The sequence below is a fragment of the Devosia elaeis genome (assembly GCF_001650025.1).
Lineage (GTDB): Bacteria > Pseudomonadota > Alphaproteobacteria > Rhizobiales > Devosiaceae > Devosia > Devosia elaeis.
In genome coordinates this window covers 1-12,118 of the sequence record NZ_LVVY01000120.1, presented here as the reverse complement: position 1 = coordinate 12,118, position 12,118 = coordinate 1, and the positions used below count along the sequence as shown (strand labels likewise).

Here is a 12,118-nt window from a genome sequence, read left to right as displayed (position 1 = left end):
ATTGGTGGGTGGGGGGCAGCTGGTGGAGGTGACGGCGGGCGAAGAGACGGGAGCGGCTATTCGACGAAACGCACCTTGCCGATATGGGGGAGGTTGCGGTTTCTCTGTGCGTAGTCGATGCCGTAGCCGACGACGAATTCGTCGGGAATGTCGAAGCCGATCCAGCGGGCGGGGACTTCGGCCTCGCGGCGGGAGGGCTTGTTGAGGAGGGCGCAGACTTCCATGCGGCGGGGGTGGCGGGTCTCGAGGATTTCGAGCACGTGTTTGAGCGTGTGGCCGGTATCGATGATGTCCTCGACCACCAGCACGTCGCGCCCGGCGATCTCGCCGCGCAGGTCCTTGAGGATGCGCACTTCGCGGCTCGATTCCATGCCGTCGCCATAGGACGAGGCCTCGAGAAAATCGACTTCAACCGGCAGGTCGATTTCGCGCACCAGGTCAGCGATGAAGATGAAGGAGCCGCGCAAGAGGCCGACAACGACGAGCTTTTCGGTGTCCTTGAAGGTCTCGGTGATCTCGGCCGCCAGGGCCTCGACGCGGGCGGCGATGGCCTTGGCGGAGATGAGCTGGTCGACGATGTAGGGGACCTGGGGCACGCGAAAGCCTCTCAATGGCGTCATCACCCGGCTTGTCCGGGTGATCCAGTTCGGTTGAAGCATTCCTGGATGGCCCGGACAAGCCGGGCCATGACGTTTGCGGTAATTTCCGCTTCTAGCGCGGCAAATCCGTCCTGCCCATGAGATCGAAATCGATCGAGCGGGCGGCCTGGCGGCCTTCGCGGATGGCCCAGACGACGAGGGACTGGCCGCGGCGCATGTCGCCGGCGGCATAGACCTTGGGCTGGGTGGTCTTGTAGCTCATCGTATCGGCGAAGAGATTGCCGCGCTTGTCGAGATCGGCGCCGAGCTCGGTCAGCATGCCCTCCTGGACGGGGCCGGCAAAGCCGATGGCGAAGAGCACCAGATCGGCCTTGATGATGAATTCGGTGCCGGGAATGGGCTGGCGCTTGCGATCGACGCGGGCGCATTCGACGCCGGTGACGTGACCCTTGGCATTGCCCAGGATCTTCATGGTGCCGGCGGCGAATTCGCGAATGGCGCCTTCGGCCTGGGAGGAGGAGGTGCGCATCTTGACCGCCCAATTGGGCCAATTGGTCAGCTTGTTCTCCAGTTCGGGCGGCATGGGGCGCACGTCGAGCTGGGTGACGGCGATGGCGCCCTGGCGGAAGGCGGTGCCGACGCAGTCCGAAGCGGTGTCGCCGCCGCCCACCACCACGACATGCTTGCCGGCGGCGGTGAGCTGGAATTCGTTCGACACGTCCTCGCCGCCGACGCGGCGGTTCTGCTGCACGAGGAAGGGCATGGCGTAGTGAACGCCGGCGAACTGATTGCCCTCGACATCGACGGCGCGCGGCTTTTCGGCGCCGCCGGCGAGCAGGACGGCGTCGTGATCGCGCTGCAAATCCGAGAGAGGCGTGGTGACGCCGACATTGACGCCGTAATGGAAGGTGACGCCTTCGGCTTCCATCTGGGTGACGCGGAAGTCGATATGGTCCTTTTCCATCTTGAAGTCGGGAATGCCGTAGCGCATGAGGCCGCCCGCCTTGGGCTCGCGCTCATAGACATGGACATCATGGCCGGCGCGGGCCAGCTGCTGGGCGGCGGCCAGGCCGGCGGGGCCGGAGCCGACAATGGCGACGCGCTTGCCGGTCTTGACCGCCGGGATGGACGGCTTGACCCAGCCGGAGCGGATGGCCCGGTCGGCAATGGCCTGTTCCACCGTCTTGATGGCGACCGGCACGTCTTCCAGGTTCAGCGTGCAGGCTTCCTCGCAGGGGGCGGGGCAGATGCGGCCGGTGAATTCGGGGAAATTGTTGGTGGAGTGGAGGTTGCGCGCCGCCTCTTCCCAATCGCCGTTATAGACGAGGTCGTTCCAGTCCGGGATCTGGTTATGGACCGGACAGCCAGTGTCGCCATGGCAGAAGGGAATGCCGCAATCCATGCAGCGCGCGGCCTGGTCGGTGACCCGGCCCTCGCTCAGCGGAATGGTGAATTCGCCCCAATGGCGGATGCGGTCGGACGCCGGCTCGTAGCGCGGTTCCTCGCGGTCGATTTCGAGAAAGCCTGTTACCTTACCCATAATTCAGATCCTCTACGAAAGCTTCAGCCAAAAAATTCGGACAATAAAGCCCAGGTACATAATAAAGAATGCAAATTTGACGTATTCAATGCGTTCTTGAGTCATGTTTATCTGGGTTCTTAGTTCAGAACTTATTCGCCTTACCGCTTTCTTTGTTGTTCTGTGGCTTCCGTACTTCGCAAGGTCAGCAGTTGTGGGGATTATTATGCTGCTGATATCCCGCTTCGTCTGTGGCCATTTTGACCGAAGCCATCTCCAAAAAACTGTGCTCCCTCTGAGCACTATCGCAGATGCGCCAAACAGAGAGTAGAGAGCCCCGAGCGCTAGAGCCAAAAGGCTCAGGGTCTCTACATTCATCACTCGGCCGCCGCGTGAGCGCCCGAAGAGCGCTTCTTTTCCATTTCGAGGATGGCGCGGCGATATTCGACCGGCATGACCTTGACGAATTTCGGGCGCATCTCGACCCAGTTCTCCAGGATCTGCTTGGCCTTGGTGGAGCCGGTATAGTGCAGATGGTTGGAGATGAGCTGGTGCAGGCGCTCGTCGTCATGCTTGGTCATGTCGCCGGAAATGTCGACCCGGCCATGCCATTCGAGATCGCCGCCATGGTGGTGGAGCTTGCGCATCAGGTCTTCTTCTTCCTGGACCGGCTCGAGATCGACCATGGCGAGGTTGCAGCGGCTGCGGAAGGTGCCGTCTTCATCCAGCACATAGGCCACGCCACCAGACATGCCGGCGGCGAAGTTGCGGCCGGTGGGGCCGATGACGACGACGAGGCCGCCCGTCATGTATTCGCAACCATGATCGCCGGTGCCCTCGACCACCGCGATGGCGCCGGAATTGCGCACGGCGAAGCGTTCGCCGGCAATGCCGCGGAAATAGGCCTCGCCTTCGGTGGCGCCATAAAGGACCGTATTGCCGACGATGATCGACTTGTTGGGGTCGAACGAGACCTGGTCGGAAGGACGCACGACGATCCGGCCGCCGGCGAGGCCCTTGCCGACATAGTCGTTGGCGTCGCCGATCATGTCGATGGAAATGCCCTTGGCGAGGAAGGCGCCGAAGGCCTGGCCGGCCGTGCCGCGCAGGGTGATCGAGATCGTGTCCTCGTTGAGGCCCTCATGGCCATACTTCTTGGCGAGAGCGCCCGAGAGCATGGCGCCGGCCGAGCGGTCGCGGCTGCGGATGGGCAGCTCGATCTGCACGGGCGTGCCGCTTTCCAGCGCCGGGGTGGCGAGCTCGATCAGCTTGCGGTCGAGCACGTTTTCCAGGTGATGGTCCTGCCGCTCGGTATTGTAGAGGCTGTCGCCGCCGATGGGCTCGGGCTTGTAGAAAATCTTCGACAGGTCGATGCCATGGCTCTTCCAGTGGTCGTCGGCGCGGCGCTGGTCGAGCAGGTCGGACCGGCCGATCAGCTCGTTGAGCGTGCGGGCGCCGAGCTGCGCCATGAGGCCGCGCAGCTCCTCGGCGACATAGAAGAAATAGGTGATGACATGCTCGGGCGTGCCCTTGAAGCGCTTGCGCAAAACCGGGTCCTGGGTGGCGACGCCAACCGGGCAGGTGTTGAGATGGCACTTGCGCATCATGATGCAGCCGGCCGCGATCAGCGGGGCGGTTGAGAAGCCGAATTCGTCGGCACCGAGCAGGGCGCCGATCAGCACGTCGCGGCCGGTCTTGAGCCCGCCATCGACCTGCAGGACGACGCGGGAGCGCAGGCGATTGAGCACCAGGGTCTGGTGGGTTTCGGCCAAGCCGATTTCCCAGGGCCCGCCGGCATGCTTGAGCGAGGTCAGGGGCGAAGCCCCAGTGCCGCCGTCATAGCCGGAAATGGTGATGTGATCGGCGCGCGCCTTGGCGACGCCCGCCGCCACCGTGCCCACGCCGACCTCGGAGACCAGCTTGACCGAGATATCGGCGGCCTCGTTGACGTTCTTGAGGTCGTAGATGAGCTGGGCCAGATCTTCGATGGAATAGATGTCGTGATGCGGCGGGGGCGAGATGAGGCCCACGCCGGGCGTCGAATGGCGGGTCTTGGCGACGATCCAGTCGACCTTGTGGCCGGGCAATTGGCCGCCTTCGCCGGGCTTGGCGCCCTGCGCGACCTTGATCTGGATCTGGTCGGAATTGACCAGATATTCGGTGGTGACGCCGAAGCGGCCCGAGGCCACCTGCTTGATGGCGCTGCGCAACGGATTGCGCGAGCCATCGGGCAGGGGCTTGTAGCGATCGGGCTCCTCGCCGCCTTCGCCGGTATTGGACTTGCCGCCGATGCGGTTCATGGCGATGGCCAAAGTGGTATGGGCCTCGCGGCTGATCGAGCCGAAGCTCATGGCGCCGGTGACGAAGCGGCGCACGATATCGACGGCGGGCTCGACCTCGTCGATGCCGATCTGCGGGCCGATGGGCCGGATATCGAACAGATGGCGGATGGCCATGTAGCCGTTTTCGCCGGAATTGGCGCGGTGGGCGAAGCTGTCGTAACGCTCCTGCGCGGTTTCCGGGCTTTCCTCGGCGGTGCGCACGGCATGCTGGAGATCGGCGACGAGATCGGGCGACCAGGCATGCTTTTCGCCGCGGATGCGATAGGCATATTCGCCGCCGACATCGAGCGCCTTCTTGAGCACGGCATCGTCGCCGAAGGCCTCGGCATGGCGCCGCACGGTTTCCTCGGCGACTTCGCGCAGGCCCACGCCCTCGATGGAGGTGGCGGTGCCGAAGAAATACTTCTTCACGAAATCGGAATTGAGCCCGACCGCGTCGAAAATCTGCGCGCCGCAATAGGATTGGTAGGTCGAAATGCCCATCTTGGACATGACCTTGAGGAGGCCCTTACCCACCGACTTGATATAGCGGTAGACGACTTCGTCGGCCGAGACTTCCTCGGGATAGTTCCCTTCGGCGTGCAGGGCCTGCAAGGCCTCGAAGGCCAGATAGGGGTTGATGGCTTCGGCGCCGTAGCCGGCCAGCATGGCGAAGTGGTGGATTTCGCGAGCTTCGCCGGTTTCGACCACGAGGCCGGTCGAGGTGCGCAACCCCTTGCGGATCAGGTGGTGATGCACGGCCGCCAGCGCCAGCAGCGTGGGGATATCCAGCCGCTCGGCCGAGACCAGCCGGTCGGACAGGATGATGATGTTGTATTCACCGCGAACGGCGGCCTCGGCCTCCTCGCAGATGGCGGCGATGGCCGCTTCCATGCCTTCCGGGCCATTGGCGGCCGGATAGGTGATGTCGATGGTTTTGGTCTTGAACTGGTTGTCGGCGATGTCGCCGATGGCGCGGATCTTTTCCAAATCCTCATTGGTGAGGATGGGCTGGCGCACTTCCAGGCGCTTCTCCCGGGCCGAGCCGGCCAGGTCGAGGATATTGGGGCGCGGACCGATGAAGGACACCAGGCTCATCACCGATTCCTCGCGGATCGGGTCGATGGGCGGGTTGGTGACCTGGGCGAAGTTCTGCTTGAAATAGGTGTAGAGCAGCTTGGGCTTGTTGGAGAGCGCCGAAATGGGCGTGTCCGTGCCCATGGAGCCGACGGCTTCCTGGCCCGTGGTCGCCATGGGCGCCATCAAAAGCTTCACGTCTTCCTGGGTATAGCCGAAGACCTGGAGGCGATCGAGCAGGGCATCGGTCGGCTCGGGCGCCTTGGGGGGCACGGCGGGCAGGTCTTCCAGCACGATCTGGGTGCGGGCCAGCCATTCCTTGTAGGGATTCTTGGTGGCCAGGGCCTGCTTGATCTCCTCGTCGGAGATGATGCGGCCTTCCTCGAGATCGATCAGCAGCATGCGGCCGGGCTGGAGGCGCCAGCGTTCGACGATGTCCTCGTCGGGAATGTCGAGCACGCCGGATTCGGAGGCCAGGACGACATGGCCTTCCTTGGTGACGAGGTAGCGGGCGGGCCGCAGGCCGTTGCGGTCGAGCGTGGCCACGACATAGCGGCCATCGCTGAGCGACATGGCGGCGGGGCCGTCCCAGGGCTCCATCAGGGCAGCGTGATATTCATAGAAGGCGCGGCGCTGCTCATCCATCAGCGGATTGCCGGCCCAGGCTTCGGGGATCAGCATCATGGCGGCGTGGGGCAGGGAATAGCCGCCGCGCACCAGGAATTCGAGCGCGTTGTCGAAGCAGGCGGTGTCGGACTGGCCTTCATAGGAGATGGGCCAGATCTTGGTGATGTCGTCGCCGAACAGGGGCGAGGACACGGATGCCTGGCGGGCGGCCATCCAGTTGACGTTGCCGCGAATGGTGTTGATCTCACCATTATGGGTGGTCATGCGATAGGGATGGGCCAGCTTCCAGGAGGGGAAGGTATTGGTCGAGAAGCGCTGATGCACGAGCGCGATGGCGCTTTCGAAGGCCTCGTCATGCAGGTCGAGATAGAAGGCGCCAAGCTGGTCGGCCAGGAACATGCCCTTATAGACCAGGGTGCGCGCCGACATGGAGACGACATAGAAGCCGTTATCGGCATCGCTCTCGGGCACGTCCTTATAGACGGTGTTGGAAATGACCTTGCGCACGATGAGCAGCTTGCGCTCGAACTCGTCGAGCGAGAGGCCCTGGGGGCGGGCGACGACCATCTGCTCGATGATCGGCTGGGTCTCGATGACACCACGGCTGAGCCGGCCATTATTGGTGGGCACGACGCGCTCGCCGAGCAGGGTCAGGCCTTCCTGGGCGAGGCAGCGGCGCACGACTTCGGCGCAGCGGTCGCGCAGCGCCTCCACATTGGGGTAGAAGATCATCGCCACGGCATAGTGATGCTTCTCCGGCAGGGCGAAGGGCATGACCTTCTGGAAGAAGGCATGCGGGGTCTGCACCAGGATGCCGGCGCCATCGCCCATGAGCGGATCGGCACCCACGGCGCCGCGATGTTCGAGATTCTCGAGGATTTCGAGACCCTTCTCGACCACTTCGTGGCTGGGCTTGTTCTTGATATTGGCGATCATGCCGATGCCGCAGGCATCGTGCTCGTTGGCGGGGTCGTAAAGACCCTGCGCCGCGGGGCGGCCGGCGACGCGCTTGCCGTCGAGAATTAAGGTTTTGGTATTGGCCGTGCTCGACTGGGCGGGAATTCCGGTCCGTACGTTTGCCATGCTCAACCTCGTTCTGTTCGGCGCCCTTCGGGGGGCTATGCTAATCGCGTGCGCATCCTGTTGTTGCCGGTGGGGCCGGCCCGCTGGATGCATCTGGTCCTCAGGGGCGCGGCGTCCATTTCGGGTCGTACTTTGCGGGTACGGCTCGGATGAGCACTCGCGTCCATGTGTTGGGGAGCGGCACTGCATCCAAATGGCCGCTCGTAATTCGGGCTTGATTTTAGCCCCGCCTGTCCGTTTCCGCTATCGACTAGCGGTCCAGCCGGACCAGCGTGCGCGCTGGCCGCGGAGAGCGGGGCGGCGCGTCAGATAGGACAGATATGCTGCCCTAACGCCTGCACATTTGCATAATTCAAAATGCGGAGCAAGCGGCAAAGTTGGACTTTGCTGAAAAAGAATAGGAAAGGCAGGATTTAAGAATAGGAGTGATAGGACTTTATCGGCGTTATGGTGCCTGATATGCCTAAATCATGTGCGCATTGCGTGTGTTTTGTGCAAAATTCCTATTTTTGCCAATGAATGGCGCGCGTTTGCCTATGCTGATGCAAAAGATGTCATAGGGCTTATTCTCCGGGCAGCGCCGTGAAAAGCGGGGCAGGGCGCGATGGCCCTGCCCGCCTGCCTTATTCGAGATGGGATTTGATGAACCACAGATTCTTGTCGAGATCGCGGGAGAAGGCGGTGAGGATATCTGCGCTGTCGGCGTCTCCGGCTTCGTCCGTGGCGTCGATGTCCTCGCGTACCTGGTTGGCCAGATTGGCATAGCGGTCGGCCAGGGCGGCCAGATGGTCGGCGACCTTGCGGATATCGGTGGGGTAGGGATCGAGATTGGTGGCCTTGGCCACGACCTGGCTGGTGCCCAGGGCAATGCCGTCGAGCTGGGCGATGCGCTCGGCGATGGTGTCGACATGACTATCGAGCTGGGCGCGCATGGGATCGAGCATTTCGTGCACGGCGATAAAAGTGGGGCCCTTGAGATTCCAATGCGCCTGCTTGGTGATGAGCGCCAGGTCGATGGCATCGGCCAGCCGGGCGTTGAGCACCTCGATCACGGCGGATTTGGCATTGGACTTGAGGGCGATGGATGGGGTTTTCATGGATTGTCCTGACGCATGTTGAAGGGAGAGCCGGGCCTGCATCCCATCAACTGGCGGAGCGCCGGACTCGTTCCCTCAAGGTCCGCCCGGGGTAAGTGGACGATACGGCCAAACGAAAAGGCGCGGCCCCGGAGGACCGCGCCTTCGTCATTTCCGATGGACGTCGGAAAGGATTGCCATTCGAGCCGCCGCTCGAGCGTAGCTCTCATGGCCCAGTCACCTGAGATCGCTCCAACGGAGCGATCTTGCGCAAGCGCCGGCGCCTAGTTAACCGACTTGTCCTCGATGGCAGCGCTGCCGCCATTGATCTGGATGGTGCGCGCCTTCTTGCTTTCGGGCAATTCGCGCTTCAGTTCCAGATGCAGCAGGCCGTTCTCGAGATTGGCGCCGGTGACCTCGACATAATCGGCAAGCTGGAAGCGCAGCTCGAAGGCGCGCTCGGCAATGCCGCGATGGAGGAATTCGCGCTTGCTGTCCGCGTTGTCGGCGGGCTTGGCGCCCTTGACCACCAGGCTGTTCTCCTTGGTCTCCACGGCGATGTCGCCATTGGAGAAGCCGGCTACGGCGATGGAAATACGATAGGCATCATCGCCGGTGCGCTCGATATTGTAGGGCGGATAGGTCTTGGTTTCCTGCCCGACCAGGGAATCGAGGCGATTGAACAGCCGGTCGAAACCGACGGTGGAACGGTAGAAGGGGGAAAAATCGTAGGTCTGCATTTGTCACATTCTCCTTGAGCAACGTGTGATCTCGGCCCATGCCGTCTTGAACTCCCGAAAGCGGCGAGTCCGGTCTGCGACGAGGGCCGGGGTCCCCGGAACAACCGGCGGACAGCATAGATGTAGGTGGCGATTGGAGGGGTTCAAGAGGCGTTGCGAGTGGCCATGAGGGGCGCGGATGACCTAGTCTGGCGCCCATGGGAGGCCATCATGCAAGCTGACGATTTCATCGGCGAGGTGCGCACGGCCGCGCCTTCGTCCGGATTGTTCGATGCCCTGTTCCTGGGCGGGTCCTTCGGCAAGGGACAGGCCGATCAATGGAGCGACGTGGACCTCCTGGGCCTGGCGCCGGCCGAGCGCCACGCGGCCATCGAGGCCTGGTGGCGGGACTGGCTGGAGGGCGGGAGCCTCTCATCTATTTCAAGGTGTGGCAGCGGGGCGGCATGCTGATCAACGCCATCACCGAAAGCTGGCTGCGGGTCGACCTGCACCTGCCCGAGGACGGACGATTGGGCCGGCAGGCCCAGGACGGGATCAAGCCGTTGCACGATCCGCAGAACCTTTATGCACAATTGGCGCCCAGCCTGCCGGCGCATCGTCCCGATCCGCAGCGGATCGAAGCCATGATCCTCGAATTCATCCGCATTCTGGGGCTGACGCCGGTGACGCTGGGCCGGCGCGAATATGTGACCATGGTGACGGGCACCGGGATGCTGCGCGACATGCTGGTGCAATTGATGCAGGAGCAATTGCCGCTGGCCGACCGGGGCGGGATGCTGCATCTCAACAGGCTGCTGGCGCCGGCCGATATCGCGGCGCTGGAAAATCTGCCCTATCCGCGCGCGGAGCCGGCTTCGCTGATCGCGGCGCAATTGGCGCTGGCCCGGCTGTTCCTGCCGCGGGCGCGGGCAATGGCCGCCACGCTGGGCCTTGCCTGGCCGGAAGCCTTCGAAGCGGCAGCGCGGGCGCATCTGGCGCAGGCCATCGGCCGGGCGCCGGAGGAACTCTGGCCGCTGGGATGAACGGCAGATGAACGGGACGCTCCGGCAATGTTCAGGGTGGGGGCTATAGAACGGGGCATGTGGACGAGGCCGGAATGAGCCGGTTCGGGTTCACGCATCCTGTCGGTTCCTTCATCCGCCCCCCGCATGGAGCCGTACAGACAGAAAAGCCAGCACCCTCCCGGTTGCTGGCTTTTCTTTTTACCGCTGCCCGATATGGTCCAGGCCCAGACATCTCTGCGAGGCCGAATGTGAGCGCCCAAGTCGATCCCAACGGACCCAAACTGACCGTGATCCCGACCAATCCGGTGCCGGAGGGGGCGCGGGTGGGCTATTTCACCACCTCGGACAAGGTGCGGCTGCGCTATGCGCTCTGGCCCAAGGGCAGGGGCGCGCCGAAAGGCACGATCTGCCTCGTGCAGGGGCGGACCGAATATATCGAGAAATATTTCGAGACCATCGAGGATTTCCGCCAGCGCGGCTTTGCGGTGGCCACGTTCGACTGGCGCGGGCAGGGTGGCTCCGACCGGCTGATCGGCAATCGCATGCTGGGCTATGTGGACCGCTTCGACGATTACTGGACCGACCTGCGCTCTTTCCACGCCGATATCCTGCTGCCCGATTGCCCGCTGCCCTTCTATCTGGTGGGCCATTCCATGGGCGGGCTGGCCAGCCTTTATGCGGCGAGCCGCGACCGGATGATGTTCGACCGGGTGTTTCTCTCCACGCCCATGGTGGGCCTGTATGGCATGGAGGACAGCCTGGCGCGCTGGGCCCTGTTCGCCGAGGCGGCGAGTTTCGTCGGGCTGGGCCGCCTGCCGATGGCGCGCCGGGGCGACAAAAGGCCCGATGAAGCCATGTATCCGGATAATCCGCTGACCTCGGACATGCTGCGCTATACGCGCATGGTGGAGACGGTCCGCGCCAATGACGCGCTCTATCTGGGGTCGCCCACCTTCCGCTGGCTGGCCGCGGCCATGCGCGCCATGGTCGATGCGGGCAAGGACAGCTTTCCGGGCCAGATCAAGATTCCGCTGCTGATGCTGGCGGCGGCGCGGGACCGGATCGTTTCGACGCCGGCCATCGAAAGCCTGGGCCTGCGCCTGCGCACCGGGCGGCACATGGTGATCCCCGGGGCGCGGCACGAATTGTTCATGGAAAACGACGCCATTCGCGGGCAGGTGCTGGCCGCGTTCGATGCGTTCATCACCGAGCAGAGCCTGTGAGCGAGGGTTCCCCGCTTGTCATTGCTGCCGCACAAAGCTTGGTCTCGTCCGACATTGCGGCCAATGGAGCTGCGATCAGGCAGTTGATTGCCGGAGCGGCGACTAGCGGCGCGCGCCTCGTGGTTTTCTGTGAGGGCGCCCTGTCGGGTTATGCCAAGAACCAGATTGCATCGCCGCAGAGCTGGAGGAACTACGATTGGGCGGGGCAGGACGCCGAGCTGGCGGAAATTGGCCTTCTCTGCGGGAGCCTCGGTATTGCCGCGATCGTAGGGGGTGCGCACCGTTTCTCGGACGTCTATCCGCCGCATAATAGCCTTTACGTTCTGGACGCGTCTGGCAGCCTAGTGGGCCGTTACGACAAGCGGTTCCTCTCGAATACCGAGCTGCAATCCTGGTACACGCCGGGCACCGAACCGTTGGTCTTCGACCTGGATGGATACCGGTTGGGGTGTGCGATCTGCATCGAATCGCAGTTCGTTGAAGTGTTTCGCGAATACGAGACGCTGGGAGTCGATGCCGTGCTATTCGGATCGTATGGCGTGCCTGAACACTTTCAAATCGCTCTGCGCGCTCATGCCGGGCTCAATAATTTATGGATCGCAGCGGCAACGCCGTCCCAAGAGGCCGACAAAGGTGCCGCCGGTATTGTCGGGCCGGATGGCCGCTGGTGCGCCAGGGTTGAAGGGCCGGGGGCCGGGTTGGCGCTGGCGTCACTCGACAGGCTCGACCCAGCCTACGACATTGCGCTTAACAAGGCCCGGCCATGGCGCGCACGAGCCCGGCAAGGCGATATCTACCGTGAAAAGCTGCCTAAGGACCGGTAGCGCCATGCGCATAGGGTCCCGACGA

General features: G+C 63.4%; 9 protein-coding genes. 4 read left to right on the top strand and 5 right to left on the bottom strand.

Features of this window, described 5'->3' with window-relative positions; all coding sequences use genetic code 11:
• Positions 1 to 56 precede the first annotated feature (56 nt).
• The 5 genes from hpt to A3840_RS15830 all read right to left on the bottom strand — a co-directional run bounded on the left by hpt (position 57) and on the right by A3840_RS15830 (position 9,042).
• Positions 57 to 620 carry a hypoxanthine phosphoribosyltransferase gene (hpt, locus tag A3840_RS15850; protein ID WP_205633404.1) on the bottom strand — a complete coding sequence of 188 codons (564 nt, stop codon included), beginning with the start codon at positions 618 to 620 and terminating at the stop codon, positions 57 to 59.
• A gap of 91 nt (positions 621 to 711) precedes the next feature.
• Positions 712 to 2,139, bottom strand: coding sequence for a glutamate synthase subunit beta (locus A3840_RS15845; protein ID WP_067459024.1), 1,428 nt, complete (start codon positions 2,137 to 2,139; stop codon positions 712 to 714).
• A gap of 356 nt (positions 2,140 to 2,495) precedes the next feature.
• The gene (gene gltB, locus A3840_RS15840; protein WP_067459021.1) at positions 2,496 to 7,226 is read right to left on the bottom strand and encodes a glutamate synthase large subunit; all 4,731 of its coding nucleotides are present in this window, start codon (positions 7,224 to 7,226) and stop codon (positions 2,496 to 2,498) included.
• A gap of 623 nt (positions 7,227 to 7,849) precedes the next feature.
• Positions 7,850 to 8,323: a DNA starvation/stationary phase protection protein Dps gene (gene dps, locus A3840_RS15835; RefSeq protein WP_067459018.1), complete on the bottom strand. Its 474-nt coding sequence runs from the start codon at positions 8,321 to 8,323 to the stop codon at positions 7,850 to 7,852.
• A gap of 263 nt (positions 8,324 to 8,586) precedes the next feature.
• The gene (locus A3840_RS15830) at positions 8,587 to 9,042 is read right to left on the bottom strand and encodes an Hsp20 family protein (protein WP_067459015.1); all 456 of its coding nucleotides are present in this window, start codon (positions 9,040 to 9,042) and stop codon (positions 8,587 to 8,589) included.
• Positions 9,043 to 9,252: 210 nt separating this feature from the next.
• Here A3840_RS15830 and A3840_RS15825 point away from each other — a divergent pair, with 210 nt between their 5' ends.
• The 4 genes from A3840_RS15825 (at position 9,253) to A3840_RS15810 (ending at position 12,093) form a co-directional block, all read left to right on the top strand.
• Entirely contained in the window at positions 9,253 to 9,492 is a 240-nt protein-coding gene (locus tag A3840_RS15825) for a nucleotidyltransferase domain-containing protein (RefSeq protein WP_131798352.1), read from the top strand.
• Positions 9,486 to 10,064, top strand: a complete 579-nt coding sequence (locus tag A3840_RS15820; protein ID WP_067459010.1) for a hypothetical protein — start codon at positions 9,486 to 9,488, stop codon at positions 10,062 to 10,064. The genes A3840_RS15825 and A3840_RS15820 overlap by 7 nt, the downstream gene beginning before the upstream one ends.
• 230 nt (positions 10,065 to 10,294) lie before the next feature.
• Positions 10,295 to 11,269, top strand: coding sequence for an alpha/beta fold hydrolase (locus tag A3840_RS15815; protein WP_165603198.1), 975 nt, complete (start codon positions 10,295 to 10,297; stop codon positions 11,267 to 11,269).
• Positions 11,266 to 12,093 carry a carbon-nitrogen hydrolase family protein gene (locus tag A3840_RS15810; protein ID WP_067459007.1) on the top strand — a complete coding sequence of 276 codons (828 nt, stop codon included), beginning with the start codon at positions 11,266 to 11,268 and terminating at the stop codon, positions 12,091 to 12,093. Before A3840_RS15815 ends, A3840_RS15810 begins: the two co-directional genes overlap by 4 nt.
• Positions 12,094 to 12,118: the final 25 nt, after the last annotated feature.